Raw genomic sequence first — 17,626 nt, 5'->3', positions numbered from 1 at the left:
AAAAGAAAACCCGTACTATGATTCTCCGACAATTCCTTTGATAAATTCCATTGCAGACTCTAAAGAATCAAACACTGCTTCTTTTTCTTCCTGCACATGGGTTACCTTGACCCTCCAGTATTTTCTGCCGCTGTCACTTTCGATGTCCGTGAGCTGGAAGCGGAGTACGAATGAAGTAACTTGCTTTGTTTCCATCATGACTCTCCCTGGCTTACTGTCTCTGAATCAACCGTGACCTCAATCTTCTTTTTCTTTCTCAATTTCAGCTTTTGCAGCGAACCGACAATCCCCTGAGGGAAGAACATGACTGCAAGGATGTAAATGATGCCGAAAAAGATGATCCATCTTTCAAAAATCCAATGAACCTTTGCCAACTCAGTCAGCCAGTGATGGGAAAACTCAATGATTCCCGCACCGATGATGGCACCGACCAGCGTCCCGACTCCTCCGATGATCGTCATCAGCAAGGCATCCAGCGTGATATCCATTGTAAAAACACTCGTGTTAACGAACCTTAAGGAAACAGCATATAAAATCCCCGCAATCCCAGCGATCACTCCCGAGACGACACTGGCAATGACTTTATATTGTAAAACACTATACCCAAGCGATTCTGTACGCTGCTCATTTTCCCTGATTGCCTGAAGAACTCTTCCAAGCGGGGAATTGGTGAACCTTTTTAATAAAATAAAAACCAGAACCATCGAACCAAGGCAAATCAGATAGAAATCAGTCCTGTCCTTAAGGAAGTCCGGAACCCTGAAGGTGAAGCCGTCATTTCCATAAGTTACGGTCCGCCATTTTTCAGCGAGTACCAAGAACAATCCGGCGAATGCCATGGTCAGCATTGCGTAAAAATGGCTTTTCAAACGCAATGTCAAAAGTCCGACAAAATAACTTACGATAGCAGTCAGTATAATCGTGAAGAGTACTGCCAGAAGGAAGTAGCTTGTTTCGGGTTCAAACCTCTTCATGAAGACTCCTACTGTATACGCGCCGATCCCGAAGAACATCGCATGGCCGAACGAGACGATGCCGGTGTATCCAAGCAGGATGTCGTAGCTCATCGCCAGTACAGCAAAAATGAACACCTGGGAGAGCAGGATGAGCATGCTTCTAGAATCGTAGACAAACGGAAGTACTGCCAGGAACCCGGCGACAATCAAATATAAGATGTTCATGCGATTTGAAAACATTCTTGTCATCCTCTTCTCACCCCTTTACTCCGAATAAGCCCTGCGGCCTGAAAATAAGCACGACGGCCATCAGCAGCATGTTCGCAGCCAAAGCGAGGTCTGGAACATAATAGGCCATGAATGAACCTGACAGGCCAACTAAGATGGCGGCCATTACCGATCCTGTAAAGCTGCCCATTCCGCCAATGACCACCACGATGAATGCAAGAATCGCGAACTCCATGCCCATATCCGCATAAATCACGCCTGAATATGGTCCTAAAAGCATTCCGCCAAGTGCCGCCATTCCAGCTCCAATCATGAACACGAACATGAACACTCTCTGGATGTTGACACCAAGTGATTGGACCATTTCCTTGTTCATTACCCCGGCGCGGACGACAAGGCCGATTTTTGTCTTTTTAAGCAAATATTGAACAGCGAGGAATACGGCAAATCCTACCGCAATGATGAAAATTCGGTATTTGATGATGATGATCCCGCCAAACTCCCAGCTGCCAGATAGGTAATCAGGGGTTGCTGCTGAAATCTGATTAGGTCCCCATACCACTTTTAACATCTCTGATAAAACAAGCATCAGACCAAGCGTGATCAATATTTGCTGGACATGGTTGCCGTAAACCGGCTTGATGATCCACCGCTCGGTGACAATTCCAAGGATCATGCCCGTCAGGATGGCGCCGATGATCCCGGCAAAAAAGCTGCCTGTTGTTGAATATATCCAAATGCCGCTGTAGGCACCCCAGGCAAACAAACCGCCATGGGCAAAATTAAGCACATCCATCAGGCCGAAAATCAAGGTAAGACCGGCTGCCAGGAGGAAAATCAGCATTCCTGTGGCAAGGCCGTTAAGGCTTAAATTAATCAATACATCCACTCTTGCTTCCCCCTTTCCTAAGCAATACCGAGATATTTCCTTCTCATTTCTTCGTCCTCACGAAGGAGGTTCATCGAGCCATTCGAAACCGTCCTGCCATCATCGATAATGTAAAAGCTATCGCCTATTGAGCTGGCCATCATGAAATTTTGTTCCACAAGGATGATTGTTGTCTTATCCTTCATTTGCTGAATCGACTCCATCACCTTTTCCACAACAATCGGAGCGAGGCCTTTGCTTGGTTCATCGATCAACAGCAGTTCATTGTCATTGACATATGCCCTTGCGATAGAAAGCATCTGCTTCTGGCCGCCGCTCAAAAGCCCGCCCGGTTTCTTCCAGAATTTTTTCAAATCAGGAAAAAGCTCAAGAATCCAATCCAAACGCTGCCTCGTTTCATCATTTTCTGTTTTGATTGCTACCTTTATATTTTCCTCTACGCTCAAGCCGGCAAAAATCCCCTGATCTTCTGGAACATAACCGATGCCTTTATTGGCAATCGTATAGGTTGGCAGGCTCTTGATTTCTTCACCTTTGAAATGAACCGTACCTTTAGCAGCCGGGTTCAGTCCCATGATTGTTCTCAGCGTCGTTGTTTTTCCGGCACCATTCCGTCCAAGCAGTACGGTAACCTCCCCCTTTGGCACTTCAAAAGAGATGCCTTGAAGGATATGATACTGACCTATGAATGTCTCCACCTGGTCAAGCTTCAGCAGCGTGCTCACTATGCAAACCTCCCAAATATGCAGATTGGACCGTTTCATTTTTCATGATTTCCTCCGGTGTCCCATCGGCGAGCAGAGCACCATTGAATAAAACCATGATCGAATCCGAAAGATCCATGATCATATCCATTTTGTGTTCAATCAAAATGATCGTCCGGTCGCCACGCTCCTTGATTTTCCTGATTACCTCCAGGATTGCCGGAACCTCTTCCAGTGACATGCCTGCCGTCGGTTCATCAAGCAGCAGCACTTCGGTGTTCAAAGCCAGCAGCATCGCTATTTCCAGCTTCCTTTTTTCACCGTGGGCAAGGTTCCTCGCTAACGCATCCTTCTTGCCATCAAGCAAGACCAGTTTCAGCCACTCTACTGCCTGTTCCTCAAACTTTTTAAAAGAACGGAAATGCCTGAGCATCTGAAAGCGGACCCCTTCATGTGACTGGACTGCAAGACGGACATTTTCGATTACCGTCAAATTTGGGAAGACATTGGTGATCTGGAAGGACCTTCCGATTCCGGCCCTCGTCCTTTTGGTTGGAGAAAGCTTTGTGATGTCATTGCCTTTATACATGACCTGTCCCTTTGTCGGCACGAGCTGTCCGCTTAACAGGTTGAAGAAAGTCGTTTTTCCGGCACCGTTTGGACCGATGATTGATTTGAAATGATTATGCGGAACGGAAATGCTGACAGAATCTACGGCGGTATGGCCGCCAAATGTAATGCTGAGGTCTTTCGTCTCGATAATTGCCGTCATCTACTTCACCACCCTTGATTGAATTACGCCTTTGCACCCGATTTAGTAAAAGCATAATGAACTTCGGCTAGGTTACCGAAGTTCATTATGATATTTGGAGCGAAAGCGCCTTGTACAGCCCCGACAAGCGCTGGAGGGCCTGGCAGTGAAGTCGTTCTTTGACTTCATTGGCAGGACCGAAGCGTCTCGAGGGGCTAGGCGCTGGAGCTGGACAGCTCTCCAGGTGATTTTATACTTTCTTATTTTTCTTATTAATTCCGGATCGGCGGAGCTGTTTCTTCTGGAGAGAGCTCGCGGATCAGGACTGGAACTGGATAGTCAACCCCATCCTTTTTCTCCAATTTGATTGCGTATAATGCTTGGAGTGCCTGATGATCCTCTTCACGGAAGGTCATTTTGCCTTTCGGTGAATCAAAGCTCATTCCTTCCATTGTCTTGATTAATTTCTTGGAATCCGTGTCACCCTCTGTTTTCTTCAAAGCTTCGACAATTGCCATCGCGGCTGTCATGCCTCCTGGCGTGAATAGATCTGGAAGCTCACCGTTAAAGCGCTTTTTATGTTCATCAACAAGCCATTTATTGATATCATTTTGCGGGAGATCATGATAATAGACTGTGAAGCCTTCCATACCGACAAGCGGCTCCATCGTTGCAAGTGCTGCGATATCAGGAGCACCTGTGGAAATTTTGATTCCTTTTTCCTGGACCTTCATATCTGAAATCTGGTTCCAAGGAGAATTCGCTCCAGCCCAGACGACAAATAAGTAATCCGGTTTTTGGTCGATGATTTTCTGGATGTTCGAAGTGAAGTCAGTTGCAGCAGGATCTGCATATTCTTCATGGACGATCTCCGCGCCCAGCTTTTCTGCCGCTTCTTTGAAGGCTGCGACGCCATCGCGGCCAAAAGAATAATCCGGTGCAAGAGTGGCGATTTTCACGCCATCTTTGGCAATTGCAGCTGCACCCGCAACAGCATCCTGAGAAGAGTTACGCGCTGTGCGGAAGATATATTCATTGAATTCAGAGCCTGTGATGCTGTCCGCTACAGCCGGCTCGACGATCATGATTTTTTCATATTCCTCAGCCAATGGCAGGACTGCCAGCGTGTCACCTGAGCTTGAAGATCCGACAAGGAAGTCTACTTCATCCTCTTCAAGAAGTTTAGTCGCTTTCTGGACGGCTACCTCAGGTTTGGTTTCTGTATCTTCAACTATGAATTGTATTTTACGGCCCGCTACTTCATTTGTTCCATTAGTTGCGTATTCAAGGCCGAGCTCGAATCCGCGAAGAGTCTGCTTCCCATAAGCCTCAAGTCCGCCTGTCTGTGAAGCCAGCACCCCAATCTTGATCGGTTCGGTGTTCTTCGGTTCATCGTTTCCTTCTTTCCCTTCAGTGCCTCCTGACTTTTCTGTCCCCGATCCACTGCAGGCACTTGTAAACAACAGGACCAAAATAAGCATAAAAGATAAAACAAAATTCCGCTGACCAGCTTTCATTTCCTTTCCCCCTTTAAAAATGGTATTCCAAAGCCCACAAGCTTTGACATCATCTTAAAGAATGCCAGTTACAAATGAGTTACATCACGCTGGAGATTAATTGTTGTAGTTCTAAAATACAGTTTAAAGCAAAACCAAAAAGAGGCGTATTCCGTATAGAGAGATACATAAAAAGGGGGACAACTTCGATGGATTCTGTATTTTGGTTTATTCTTATCCTTTTCACACTGCCATTGATCATTACCACTGCTATCATGGTTCCAATCCAGTACAGATATATCAAAAGAATGGAAGAAATAAAGAAAAAGAAGCAGCTTTCACAAAGTCAAATGTACGAGGAAATGCCTGTGCAGGAAGAAATCCTTCATATGAACCTGCAATCGAATATTTTGTTCATACCGGGAAATATCATTGCAGGATTGATTTTTAAGTACCGACATCGGTAAAATGGACTTTTTTAGCTAAAAGTTCCGGATAAAATAGTATCCCCTCCAATGTTTATGGCAATAACGTTACTAAACTGCCTAAAGCATGGAGGGGATATCTATGATGGGAATCTATTTGATCAATGAAAAGATTCATATAAACGGACAAGCCGATAATAAAAGTGCTGAAATACAGCAAAACCTGATGCTTGATTTCATGAAGAAAGAGAGAATTCAGCCTGTAAAATTAAATCCATATCAGCTGAACGAGCATTATACGATTCCACACGCCCTGCTCTATGATCTAAAACTCCATAAAAAGCAGATCGATTGCCTGCTGATGTACTCAAATGAATCTATAAAGGATTTTGCTATCACCTATCCTGCAAGATGGCTGATCCTGAAGAGTTATTTTGACACCATTTTAACTGTGGCTTAAGGCAATAAAAGGTTGCAAAAGTTCCAATTCAAAAGCCGTCTGTTCCGCCAAAAGCAATGCAATAGCCATCAAGGTCTTTGACGGCAAACTCCTTCCAGGGACCATTATTTTCATCAACCCGTGGCTCGATGGCAATATGCGCCCCCTTTTCCTTGAATTCATGGTATAACTCATCAAGCGAATTCCAATCTTCTACATAGCAATAAAGATCGAATCCCTGCTGATCCCCTGCTGCCGGCGGATTAGGCCTCACTTCTTTAGGGTCGCTGGCTTCTAACAGTTTTATTGCCAGCCCTGAAAATCCATCACGGATGGCCCACCAGTCCGTGACCTCACAGCCTAATACATCACTGTAAAACTTCCGCGATTTTTCCAGGTCCGATACCAATAAAACCTTCAATGAACTATGAATCTGTCTTTTAGTTGTCTCCATTCCATACCTCCTGTAAGTCTATTGATTTTGTCCTTCAATAATCATCTCATACATATGCTTTGTTGGTTCCAGCGGGGTGACTCCCAGCTCTTCCTCTAGCACTTCACTGCATTTTTTATACCAGCGTATGGCTTGCGGACGATTGTTTTTCCGATAATAACAAAACATCAGCAATCGATAGGCTTCCTCCCATGTTCTGTCCCTGTGGAGGATTTTTTGGCACCAATGAATGGCAGAATCATAGTTTTCACGTCTTACATTCAGCTGCGCCAGTTTTTCCGCCCCCCGCAAAAAGTAAACAAGCAGCCGCTCCCGTTCATTGAGGCACCAGTCCTCATACCTTCTTTCAGGAAGATAATCCCCGTTATATAAATTCAAGGCGCGTTCCAGTTCCTCCATTGATTTTTCGGTGTTCTTCTCTTCCAGGCCGGCTTCTGCCCATTCTTCGAATATACGTGAATCGAGCTCGATTGCTGCCTGGGGGTTCATTCCGTATCCCGTTCCCTCCCTGACAATGAAAAACGGGGTGGACCTCGCTTTTCGTGCAGGCTCCAGAACATTATTCAAGGCATTCAGGGCAACCTTAAAATCTCGGTCTGCATTCTTTTCCTCATGGGCTGGCCAAAGAATCTGGAATATGTCCTCCTTCATCAGGAACTGGCTTCTCTTTGTCAAGAATAGCTGGAATAGCTCTTTCGCCTTCCCTCTTTGCCAATCCCTATCCTCCACTTCCCTGTCTCCAAGCCAGAGCCGGAATTGGCCAAGCGTTTGGACCCTTAATGTATAGCCTGGATGGGCACTCAAGCGGGGGATCTTCAAATCCTCCAACAGCTTCTCGGCATATCCAGGAGCTACGGATTGCTTTACCGCTTCTATGAGCATAGGGGCGAACACTTGCAAGTCCCTCGGCCCAAATGTCGTCCGCTTTTTCAGGAAAAATTCATACCTTCCTGTCTTCATCAATTTTAAGAAGCTTGAAAATGCTGTTTTGGACTCCTCATCTTCATTTACTGAAAAATAATAATAGGACTTCCAAAATGACAGCAGCATCCTGCCAAATTCATCACCACACTGATTGATCAGCCCTTCTGCTTTATGAAGGTTCTCGATCGCCTCCTTGCGTCTGTCGTTGTAAATTGACGCAATCGCCAGGCAGAGTGTAATAAGCGCTGAAAGCCATACATCCTTCACCTGTTCTGTTTCAAGCAGCGCCTTCCTTCCAGCCTCAGAAGCCCTTTCGAATTCACGCCTTGAGCCATAAAGAATGCACAGGCCCATCAGCGGTTCGGCCTTCCCGCGCTCAATGCTCAGGCGACCCATGATATCAAGTGCCGTCTCATAGCATTTTTCAGCAAGAGCCAGATCATATTGTTCAATCAATTGGACTGCATGGCCCATCCTGATCCATCCGCAAGCTTCCACAAATGGAGCTTGGATATCAATTCCATTCTGAATCCCTGATTGAGATAAAGTCTTTGCTTGCATGCCATTGCCTGTAAAAGCTTCAATCAATGCCAGCAGCAGGTCGGTCTCCCTGTGTGATTGCGGCAAATGCAGTTTTTCATCTAGATGGCCTGTCGCCTTGGCATCCGTTAAAATCCTTCTTGCTTCTTGAAATCGGCCGGTCCTCAAATATAACCGGGCTTCCAGGTTTCCATCCTCAATATGGACTCCCATCGACCTTGCCCGTTCAATCCACCTTTCAGCCTTCAATGCCTGCCCGGAATTGATCAGGTTTTCAGCAAGAAGGCGGTACAGCCTTCCCGTTTCCTCCGCTGCAGCATCAAGCATCGCCTCTTCCCGAAGCTCAATTGCCTGAGCCAAAATTCGTTCAGCTTTAAGCGGCTGGATTGTATCAAGATAAATTTTTGCTTTGCCTTCAAGGGCCTTGCTTTTCCATTCTGCCTTTCCCATTCTGTCAGCTGCCTGTATCGCCTGTTCATAACATGCTTCCGCTTGCTTGTACAATGACCGATAACGGTACACCTCTCCCTCAAGAAATAAAAGGGAACAATAGCGGCTTTTATCCTCGACGGGGATTTTTGCGAGCCGCTCCTGCAGATTCTCGAGCTTGCCCATTTCAAGAAGCTCCAACCCCTGTTCGTCCATAATCGCTGCAGCAGCGCTGTATTGGCCAATTTTCTCGTAACAATATAATGCCTCTTCCCACTGCCCTTTTTTTTCAAAATAATGGGCACTGTTCATCATCAATACCCTGTATTGACCAGGCTGGCTTGTGATCAGCCTGGTCTCGAGGAATTCGCGAAAAAGGGCGTGATACCTGAACTGGCTGTCACCAATCTGCTGGATGAACAGATTTTTCGCAGTCAACTGCTGGAGCATCTGGATGGAACCGTTCATTCCGAGGATGTGATCGCAAATATCCGTACTTATTTCCTCAAAGATGCTTGTCTGTTCAAGGAATTGCTGGATCATTGGAGGCTGTTTCGAAAACACTTCATAAACCAGGTATTGAAATAAATCCTCTAGCGACTTTGCCGGCTCTGCCAGGAGATCATCCAGGCTTTGCAGGTGAGGAAGCTGCTGGGCGATCATTCCGATTGCGATGACCCATCCTTCTGTAATTTGATACAACTGGTCGATCTGTTCGTCACTGATGGCAAGCTGATAATAATCAGATAGTAGCAGCTCGATTTCCTCTTTGCCAAAAATCAAATCAGCCTTCGAAATTTCATTCAATTCATTTTTAGCCCTTAACTTAGCCAGCACTTTCCAACCAGGCTTCGTCCTGGTTGAAATGACCAGATGAAGATGGCTCGGCATATGTTCCAGCAGTTTCTCCATCCAGACATTGATATGGTAGGAATGTTCGATTGCGTGGAAATCATCTAAAATGACAACGATTTGTTCAGGTATCTGGAGTACCTCATTGATGAAAAGCGAAGAGAGCATGCTAAGCTCTTCTTCCCTAATGTATCGGTCCATTTTTTTCATATATGGTATTAACTCGTGGCCAAAATCCGGGAACAAGGTTTGAATCGAGGCTGTCAAATAGGATAGGAACGGAAGAATATCATCATCGGAAGAAGTGATTGTATACCAAGAGCATGTCTGTTTCTGATCTTTGACATGCAAGGCCAGAGCCGTACTCTTTCCATAGCCAGCGCCCGCCTGGATGATGGTCAGCGGCTTTTCGGAAATCGCTTTCATTTTTCTCGATAATTTTGCTCGCCTTATCCATTGTTCCTGCAAACCAGGAACAAGTAATTTTGTTTTGATCAATGGCAATGTTCCCTGCATGTAATCTCCGCCCTGTTTTTATAATAGTGATTTTAGTCTAACATAAACAAAATAAAAAAAGACTCGAAAATTGACGAGTCTTCCCTCTTCTCTATATGTATGGTCAGAACGATACATCCATTTCCTCAAGTGGCCAGTATCTAAGATTAACCTTGCCAACCACTTGCTTTTCCGAAATGAAACCAAACTGCCTGCTGTCCCAGCTTCCAAGGCGGTTATCGCCAAGGACAAACAATTTTCCTTCGGGCACTCTTTCAACCCCGGTTAAGTCCTGAAGTGTAAAATCGCCCGTCAAGTAGCCCACAGGGGATTGTTCACGATACTGCTTTAAAAAGGGCTCCTTCACCTTTTTGCCGTTGATGAATAACATATCCTCTCGATATTCAACTTTATCGCCTGGCATGCCGATGACCCTCTTCACAAAGTCTTCTTCCTTATTCGCATGGAAGACAATCACGTCAAATCGTTCGAGATTTTCTGCCTCATAGCCAAGCTTATTGACAACGACTTTATTCCCATCTTCCAATGTAGGAAGCATCGATTCCCCTTCAACCACATAATTGGAAAAAAAGAAAATCCTAATAAAGATAAATATGATCATTCCGAGAGCAAAAGCCTTGATCCATTCAAGCCCTTCCCTTTTCACGATTTCTTTCATCCGCTTCCTTCACCACCTTTTATCCTGTTAAACCCTGCTATCTGTCATTATCGTCATTTCCAACACTCATATTCATTTTTACTTCAATTCTTTTGCCGATATACCACAGAATCGCAATTACTGCGAGAACGATCGCAGTCCGCGCCGGATTAGTGATCAATGAACGAATATCATATCCTACGAAACTGATGGTAAAGATCATCACCATTTTCCCTGTTATCACTGCAAGCATATATTGGGCCATGCTTATTTTCGAAAGCCCTGCAACAATATTGACGAGGGCAGATGGAGTAAAGGGAAAGCACAGCAACAGGAATATCGGGCCAAACCCGTGGCGTTCTATCCAACTCATCCCCTTCTGGACTTTGGGGTGACGCTGTAAAAACCTTAAAATCCGTCCCTGGCCATACCTGCGAAAAATCAAGAAAACGAGCAAAGCACCCAAAACGGCTCCAATCCAGGAAAAAAGAAATCCTAGCCACAGCCCAAACGCGTTCGCATTCGCCATGACAAATAAAAACAATGGCAGGAATGGCAAAAACGCCTCTAGCATTGGCAGAAGAATTCCGGGGATCGGCCCAAATGAACGATATTGGTTGAGCAAATCCATAATGTTTTCGATTGTAAACCATTCTTTCATCAATTCAACATCCATTGAAATCTCCTTGTCCAAGTAACTCGGTAATCAAAACCCTGAACAACAAGGTTTTGATCCCCTTATCCTATTTACCTCTCAGAAATAATTGTACACCTCTATTTTTATCTTGGGGAGTTTTTACCAAGTTAGCTACTGAGTTAAAAATTCCTCCAGCGCATTCCTATTCTCTTCCATGTTTATCACCAGGACGGCACCCGCACCGCTTACCCTCTGATTTTCAAATGAACCTTCAACGGGTATCCTCATTGTATCGATATTCCGATTATCCTTAGAAATCAACCCTTTTCCCATGAATAGGATATCGCCTGTATCCATATTCGTATTGATAAACGGAGTAAGAACTCCTACCAATTTAGGAAGTTTCGGCAATGTCTGGATGCTGGCAAACTCCTTTCCAACTTCCTTTATAACTTTTTGCTGACGTTCAACTCGTCCAAAGTCACCTACTGCATCATGGCGGAACCGGACATACCCAAGAAGATGTTGCCCATCCAGTTTCTGGACACCCGGTTCGAGTGTGACCCCAATTCCCTCTGACATTCTCTTTTCAACATCGACTTCAACACCCGCGGGGAATGCTTCATCAATCAGACGGACAAACCCTTCAAAATCAACGATTGAATAATACTGGAGGCTGACATCAAAATTCTCCTTAATTGTCTGCCTTAATAATTCCGGACCCCCAAATGCAAACGCTGCATTGATTTTATTACTTCCATGTCCGGGGATATCCACATACGTATCCCTCATGATAGAAGTTAGTTTATAAGACTCTGTATCTGGATTATAACTGGCAATCATGATCGTATCTGAACGCGAAGTTTCCTTTCCTCGTGCATCGCTGCCAATCAACAGGATATTCGTCAGACCATTGCGGTCTCTCTCGCCATTGAAATGATACTCCTGCTTGTTTTCTTCCACTGCCTTTTCCGATTTATTTACGCCTGAACGGAACTGCATAAAGGAATATAAAGCAAGTGCTCCGACCAGAAGGAATAGCAGCAGAAAAATACTTGACCACCTGATCCTCTTTTTTCTTTTCTTGTGCTGGTGTCTTTCATATCTCATTAGAAAAATCCTTCCGATTTGGATATTGATTAAAACTTATTAAGTCTTTTTTGTTAACTTGTTGCTTTTGCATTGTTTTGATTCATGACCATTCTGGGTGATGATAAAATCAGCTTCATCTAAATATAATACTTCATTACTTTATTACTATTTTCCTTCTTTACCTATAACCTTAAACTTCTCTGGAGAAATTTTCAAAAAAAATAAACCCACGGCAGTGCTTGCCGCGGGTAAGGCTTTTTAAAGATGGCTATTGAACCAATCAACAATCGAGGCCAGCCTGCTCAGGCGCAGATTAGGCTTGCCGCTTCTTGAAAGCTCATGGTTAGACTCAGGGAACCGGATGAACTTTGTTTCCTTCCCCTGTCTTTTCAGGGCGATGAAAAGCTGCTCTGCCTGTTCAATCGGGCAGCGATAGTCCTTTTCGCTATGAAGAATCAATAATGGTGTATTGATTTCATCCACATATGCGATAGGAGAATGCTTCCATAATGTTTCCAAATCGCTGAGATCAGCCTGGATCTGCCACTCTGTAAAATAGTAGCCGATGTCACTGACACCATAAAAGCTGATCCAGTTCGAGATCGAACGCTGAGTGACGGCAGCTTTGAACCTGTCAGTATGCCCGACAATCCAGTTTGTCATGAATCCGCCATAGCTCCCGCCGGTCACGCCCAATCGTTCCTTGTCAATGAAATCGCAATGTTCCAGTGCGTAATCCACAGCGTCCATCACATCCTGATAGTCTCCGCCGCCATAGTCGCCGCGAACAGCATTGACGAATTGCTGGCCATAGCCATGGCTGCCGCGCGGATTGATATAAAGGACTGCATAGCCCTCAGCCGCCAGGACCTGGAATTCATTGAAATATGAGTTGGCATACATGGCATGCGGTCCCCCGTGAATTTCAAGAATCAACGGATATTTCTTTCCTTCTTCATATCCAGCAGGCTTCATGATCCAGCCATGAAGCGGGGTACCGTCACTTGCATCGAAAGAAATTTGCTCAGGCTTCGATAAAGTGACTGACTCCAATAGCTTTTCGTTCACGGAGGTCAGCTGTTTCATCTCACCAGTTGTGACTTCAAGCTGGAACAATTCTCCCGGCAGCACTGGATTGCTGATAGCTGCAATGACTCTCTGTTTTTTACGGTCAAGAGTATAGCCATACACATGCTGCTGGTCAAGAAGAGCCGGATACACTTCGCCATCAAGATTCGCAAAATATATCACAGTGTTTCCCTGGTCGGTAGCAAGGAAATAAAGGCTTCTGCCATCTTCTCCCCAGATCAATCCAGGACTATGAGTTCCCTGCTGGAAGTCTGCTGCAACAGCGTCGCCAACAAGAATATCCATGTTCTCCGTCACGCATTGGTTGCTTCCAGTCTGGAGGTCCTTTACCCAAAGCTGGGTCAGCGTTGCATTCTCATACTCTCGCTCATGCCCCGTATAGCCAAGGTACTTTCCATCAGGTGAAAATACAGCGTTCCCGAAGTAGCCTGTACCATTCGTCAGCTTCGTCTTATTACCTGTATCAATGTCCATCAGCCACAAATCACTTTTGAATGAAAAATCGCGTTCAGAAGACTCATCAGCACTTAATACAAGGCTTTTGCCATCAGGAGACCAGCATTGCAGATGGTAGTCCACTTCACCTTTTGCTACTGCTTCTGCCTTTCCGTCTGCAAGATTCACAATGATAGTCGTTTTATACTTGCCGTCCCAAAAACCAACTGCGTCTGATTTATATTTCATTTCCTCAGCCACGAATGGTTCCAGCTTTTTGTCGTCCTTCTTTTCTTCTGCTTTTTCATGCAAATTCTCGTCAGGCTTCAAGGATACGGAACAGGCAATCCTGGATCCATCCGGAGACCAGACTGGACCATTTGCTCCATTCCTGAAGTCTGTAGCCTGCTTCGCTTCCCCGCCTGCAGCATCGAGAACAAAAATCTGGTTCTTGCCGCTGCGGTTTGAAACGAAAGCCAGTTTCAATCCATCTGGTGACCATCTTGGGGAATGGTTGCGGTATTCCCCATAAGTCCATTGCTTCGGTTCTCCGCCTTCTTCAATGTCAATTATGTATAAATTAGAGGCATAATCATTCTTGCTCTCCAGCATCTCCGTCTGAACAAACACACACTTCGTTCCATCAGGAGAAAACTGAGGGTCAGTAACGGACTTTAATTCAAATAAATCCTCTGCTTTAATAAATCTTTTTTCCATCTCGGGAGCCATCCTTCCAAAGTTAAATTATTCTCTTTATATTTCGATAATAGAAATAAATCTCCTGCTTTTATCAATATCTTTTTCAGAAAAAAGCCGACTTCACACCATTACTGCAATTTTCCTTTTGTTTTGGAGAAGATGATAGAAAGGAGAAATTTTTTTACCCTCTTGAAATCCTCTTCAAAATCCGGTACGATAATTACGAACAAATGTTCTTATTTTATGTTGAAGGGACAGAATAAAATGACAAGGATTCCTGAAAAAGACCGCGATATTATGGAGCAGGCCATCTATTTGCCGATGGTACTGGTCGTGCTCAATCGGGATCTTTCTGTCGTCGAAAATAGCCCATTTAAATTAAAAAAGCCTTATTTGGAACTAATTGAAGAAACAATGAAAGAAGTCCAGAAAGAGCTCTCCATTGTAAAAAACTACCTCAAAAAGAATAACCTTAAGGTTGAAGAAGTAAAACGGGATGACGCCTTCACCATGTTCCTCTTCATCTACAAAGGCTACGAAGAACAGCATAACTACTTCAATCCCCGAATCCGCAACAAAGTCCAGGAACTAATGGTCCACTACCTTTTCAAACGATTCAAAAAAGTGACAGCAGAACAAAAAGAATCCGGCTGATAACCGGATTCTTCAGTCTTTATATGCCTCACTGACGAGATTCCCATACCCCTGCGAGTCACTGTACTTCGGGCCATGCAGCAGATATAGTGCTTTACGTTCTGTTTCTTTCATCCGCTGCAAAAATTTGGTGCGAAGCAGGGATGTCCTCAGCAGCTGGTTTTCAAATGAATGATGGGATACCGGAAGAATCAGGGTTTTCTTATTCCTGAAGGTAACCTGTGTACTGTGGGCATCCACCTTCTTATGGAATAACACATGCTCGTGCGAAACCCAAATGCAATCCTGTTTTGTAGGTGAGCTTGTTGGCATGAAATAAATGGAGCTTATAGGGTCGATGATGATGGGGGTTTTATGGGTGATCCCGGTAAGCTGTTTCGTTCCCTCTTTCCTGCCTTCGTAGCTGCTTCCAAAATATTTACAGCTTTTTTTGACGACATCTATTGGTCTGAATGGGGATAAATACTCCTCCTCCAGCTCGATCACCCTGGAGTAAATCCTGCTGCCGTATTCTTCAGGAATAATTATCATGGTAAAAGGATTTATTTCGTACTCTTCTACTAAGTTCTTTGTACTTCCTGTCATTCCTTCACCTCCTAATATACCTCATACCCTATTTTACCATAAGTGTTGAAATTTTCTTTAATTACATAAAAAGTTCTATTTTTAGCCACATTTAATGTCTGAATATAAATTTTCTAAAAATTATAAAAATTTAGTTGATTATCTTTTCAATACTCCATATAATATAAAAAAGGTCTAAGAGGTGAGGTCAGTGAAAGAAAAATCGTATTCTGAAACCATGAAGGCCAGCGTGATGAAACGCATTAAAGCCAAGGAATCTTTTGTTCTGGACCTGTATGTTGACATGTTAATTTCCGAAATCCAGCTGAATACCAAGAAAGAAAAATTGATGACGAAAATTGATAAAGCAATCGATGAACGAGACAAAATCCTGTTTTTAACCTTGACGGAAGAATTGAAAGATCTCAACAAACAATTCGGTACTTGATGAGTGATATCCCCTATATAGGGGATATTTTATTATTGCGAAATAAGGCTGCTTGCTTTTGTTGAATGTAAAAACAGGCATCTCAAATCAAAGAAAGCCCTCATTTTTCGAGGGCTTTTTTGATGGGCTTTGCTTAATATTCATCTTCCTGTTCATTTCTCTTCTTCACTTCATAATCTTCAAGTCTGGAAATCCGTTCCAGCATGGTTGGATGTCCGTAGCGGAAAACTTTTACCAGCCATGGGGGATTGACCTGGCTCAGTCCTGCCTTCGTCAGTTCCTGGAAGGCAGTTATCGCTGCATCAGTATTGTCCGTCATTTCGATCGCATACCGGTCCGCCCTTGTTTCCTGGTAGCGGGATACAAGATTCGAAACCGGGCTTGAGGCAAACATGATCATCGAGAGGAACATTAGGAATAGCGGGAACGACCGTAAGTCGCCCGGATGCTCCAGCTTGAATTCCCTTCCCCATCGCTTGATTGCCCAATTCATCAGTCTTGCAACGAAGTACAGGCCGAATAAAGAAAGGACCAAGTAGCCGGCAATTCCGATATATAAATGTTTCTCCACATAATGGGCCATTTCATGTGCCATTATGAACAAAATTTGGTCATCGTTCAATCTGTTCAATGTCGTATCCCAGAGAACGATCCTTGAATTGGACCCAATTGCCGTCACATAGGCATTCAGGGCATTAGTTTTATCAGCCATATCCACTTCAAATACATGGTCAGCCGGAATATTGGCCTCCCCCGCAATTTCCAGGATTTTAGACTCCAGCTCTTTATTTTTCAGCGGAGAAAAATCATTGTACAGCGGATCAATCACTACCGGCTGCAGGAACATGATGAACAAAGTGAAAGGAACGGATAGCATCCAGGCAAACAGCCACCAGAATCTCTTGAACTTGTTCATCAGCCAGTATAGGACGATGACAATCACGAACATCATGGCATAATTGATCCAGAAATCAATCAATTCATCCTTCATCCAGGAAGCAAAAGACTGAGTGGAGATATTATATGTCTTCGATAGCGTGTAACTAATGTAACTTAGCGGGAAAGTCGCAATATAAGCAAAGAATGAAAGCCAAATCACATAAATCGCCTTCTGGCCATACTTATTCTTCGCCGTCTCTTCTCCCCATTTCTTAAAAGCTTTTGAAAGCCCGAGCAGCAAAATCAGAAAGTATAACAGCCACTCGAAGGGTGTGGACAGAAAGAACAATAAGTTCCTGATTTTCGAGTATTCCTCGCTCAGCATTAACTCTCTTCCGTTCAAGAATGTGGCTGGGTCAGCTCTCGAACCCTCAAACTCAAATGGAAGATTGCTATCTGCAAAGTAAAATAAATACCAGTATACCGCGAAACCATAGAGCACATAGGCGACCACACCGTAAAAACCCATCTTTCTCGCCATAGCTTCTCCCCCTTTACGTACAACCATATCTATAACTATTTTAATCCTTTGTCCCAAAAATAGAACAAGTTATTGTTGAGAGGGGGAAATGGAAGGAGGCCTATGTATCCGAAAGCCCCGTTCGCAAATCTATTTCAGGCATATGCTCCTCCAAAAATTGAACGGCACCCTTATACGGATGGACAGCCCTGCATAAGGGCTCCTTTCGTTTTGAACGGCTCCCTTGTATGGCTGGACTGCCTTGCATAAGGGTGTCTTCCGCTTTGAACGGCACCCTTATAGAGCAGGATTGCCTTGCATAAGGGTGTCTTTAGACTCGATCGTCACCCTCATTAATCCGTTTAATCT

The 17,626-nt window shown here is 44.3% G+C and carries 18 protein-coding genes; 4 read left to right on the top strand and 14 right to left on the bottom strand.

The annotated features are described in order from the left end of the window. Window positions 1-15 precede the first annotated feature (15 nt). From LGO15_RS06615 to LGO15_RS06590, 6 genes are all read right to left on the bottom strand, one after another. A complete protein-coding gene (locus LGO15_RS06615; RefSeq protein ID WP_167832123.1) occupies window positions 16-198 on the bottom strand; it encodes a hypothetical protein in 183 nt (60 codons plus the stop codon). Next, window positions 195-1,205 carry a branched-chain amino acid ABC transporter permease gene (locus LGO15_RS06610; protein ID WP_413231375.1) on the bottom strand — a complete coding sequence of 337 codons (1,011 nt, stop codon included), beginning with the start codon at window positions 1,203-1,205 and terminating at the stop codon, window positions 195-197. The genes LGO15_RS06615 and LGO15_RS06610 overlap by 4 nt, the downstream gene beginning before the upstream one ends. Before the next feature lie 7 nt (window positions 1,206-1,212). Beyond that, window positions 1,213-2,073: a branched-chain amino acid ABC transporter permease gene (locus LGO15_RS06605; protein WP_226087136.1), complete on the bottom strand. Its 861-nt coding sequence runs from the start codon at window positions 2,071-2,073 to the stop codon at window positions 1,213-1,215. 17 nt (window positions 2,074-2,090) lie between these two features. Beyond that, complete coding sequence (locus tag LGO15_RS06600; protein ID WP_226087135.1) at window positions 2,091-2,798, bottom strand: ABC transporter ATP-binding protein; 708 nt, start codon at window positions 2,796-2,798, stop codon at window positions 2,091-2,093. Further along, the gene (locus tag LGO15_RS06595; protein ID WP_167832120.1) at window positions 2,776-3,549 is read right to left on the bottom strand and encodes an ABC transporter ATP-binding protein; all 774 of its coding nucleotides are present in this window, start codon (window positions 3,547-3,549) and stop codon (window positions 2,776-2,778) included. Before LGO15_RS06595 ends, LGO15_RS06600 begins: the two co-directional genes overlap by 23 nt. Window positions 3,550-3,800: 251 nt before the next feature. Beyond that, the gene (locus LGO15_RS06590; protein ID WP_413231395.1) at window positions 3,801-5,009 is read right to left on the bottom strand and encodes a substrate-binding domain-containing protein; all 1,209 of its coding nucleotides are present in this window, start codon (window positions 5,007-5,009) and stop codon (window positions 3,801-3,803) included. A 224-nt stretch (window positions 5,010-5,233) separates the two neighbouring features. On the opposite strand from LGO15_RS06590, the gene LGO15_RS06585 reads away from it, so the two are divergent. Together LGO15_RS06585 and LGO15_RS06580 are read left to right on the top strand one after the other, a co-directional pair. Then, a complete protein-coding gene (locus LGO15_RS06585) occupies window positions 5,234-5,491 on the top strand; it encodes a DUF3949 domain-containing protein (RefSeq protein ID WP_167832119.1) in 258 nt (85 codons plus the stop codon). A gap of 100 nt (window positions 5,492-5,591) precedes the next feature. Further along, window positions 5,592-5,909, top strand: a complete 318-nt coding sequence (locus LGO15_RS06580) for a hypothetical protein (protein WP_167832118.1) — start codon at window positions 5,592-5,594, stop codon at window positions 5,907-5,909. Window positions 5,910-5,937: 28 nt separating this feature from the next. Here the strand turns inward: LGO15_RS06580 and LGO15_RS06575 are convergent, their stop codons facing one another. The 6 genes from LGO15_RS06575 to LGO15_RS06550 form a co-directional block, all read right to left on the bottom strand. Beyond that, the gene (locus tag LGO15_RS06575; protein WP_167832117.1) at window positions 5,938-6,342 is read right to left on the bottom strand and encodes a VOC family protein; all 405 of its coding nucleotides are present in this window, start codon (window positions 6,340-6,342) and stop codon (window positions 5,938-5,940) included. An 18-nt stretch (window positions 6,343-6,360) separates the two neighbouring features. Next, on the bottom strand, window positions 6,361-9,603 hold the full coding sequence (locus LGO15_RS06570; protein ID WP_167832116.1) for an AfsR/SARP family transcriptional regulator: 3,243 nt from the start codon (window positions 9,601-9,603) through the stop codon (window positions 6,361-6,363). Window positions 9,604-9,706: 103 nt separating this feature from the next. Beyond that, the gene (gene lepB, locus LGO15_RS06565) at window positions 9,707-10,261 is read right to left on the bottom strand and encodes a signal peptidase I (protein WP_167832115.1); all 555 of its coding nucleotides are present in this window, start codon (window positions 10,259-10,261) and stop codon (window positions 9,707-9,709) included. Between the two features lie 37 nt (window positions 10,262-10,298). Then, window positions 10,299-10,916, bottom strand: a complete 618-nt coding sequence (locus LGO15_RS06560; protein ID WP_167832114.1) for a TVP38/TMEM64 family protein — start codon at window positions 10,914-10,916, stop codon at window positions 10,299-10,301. Between the two features lie 132 nt (window positions 10,917-11,048). Further along, window positions 11,049-11,987, bottom strand: a complete 939-nt coding sequence (locus LGO15_RS06555) for an LCP family protein (protein ID WP_167832113.1) — start codon at window positions 11,985-11,987, stop codon at window positions 11,049-11,051. A 240-nt stretch (window positions 11,988-12,227) separates the two neighbouring features. After that, complete coding sequence (locus LGO15_RS06550) at window positions 12,228-14,210, bottom strand: S9 family peptidase (RefSeq protein ID WP_226087133.1); 1,983 nt, start codon at window positions 14,208-14,210, stop codon at window positions 12,228-12,230. A gap of 246 nt (window positions 14,211-14,456) precedes the next feature. Between LGO15_RS06550 and LGO15_RS06545 the strand changes: the two genes are divergently transcribed. Then, window positions 14,457-14,846 (top strand): YhjD family protein, encoded by a 390-nt coding sequence (locus LGO15_RS06545; RefSeq protein WP_167832111.1) that lies wholly within the window; start codon window positions 14,457-14,459, stop codon window positions 14,844-14,846. A 12-nt stretch (window positions 14,847-14,858) separates the two neighbouring features. Here the strand turns inward: LGO15_RS06545 and LGO15_RS06540 are convergent, their stop codons facing one another. Next, complete coding sequence (locus LGO15_RS06540; protein WP_167832110.1) at window positions 14,859-15,431, bottom strand: competence protein ComK; 573 nt, start codon at window positions 15,429-15,431, stop codon at window positions 14,859-14,861. A gap of 190 nt (window positions 15,432-15,621) precedes the next feature. On the opposite strand from LGO15_RS06540, the gene LGO15_RS06535 reads away from it, so the two are divergent. Then, window positions 15,622-15,858, top strand: coding sequence for an IDEAL domain-containing protein (locus LGO15_RS06535; RefSeq protein ID WP_167832109.1), 237 nt, complete (start codon window positions 15,622-15,624; stop codon window positions 15,856-15,858). Between the two features lie 133 nt (window positions 15,859-15,991). Here LGO15_RS06535 and LGO15_RS06530 read toward each other — a convergent pair whose 3' ends face one another. Continuing rightward, window positions 15,992-17,278: a M48 family metallopeptidase gene (locus LGO15_RS06530; RefSeq protein WP_226087132.1), complete on the bottom strand. Its 1,287-nt coding sequence runs from the start codon at window positions 17,276-17,278 to the stop codon at window positions 15,992-15,994. Window positions 17,279-17,626 lie beyond the last annotated feature (348 nt).

Origin of the sequence: Mesobacillus sp. S13 (assembly GCF_020422885.1) — a bacterium.
Classification (GTDB): Bacteria; Bacillota; Bacilli; order Bacillales; family Cytobacillaceae; genus Mesobacillus; species Mesobacillus selenatarsenatis_A.
This window is presented reverse-complemented; position numbering and strand designations above follow the sequence as displayed.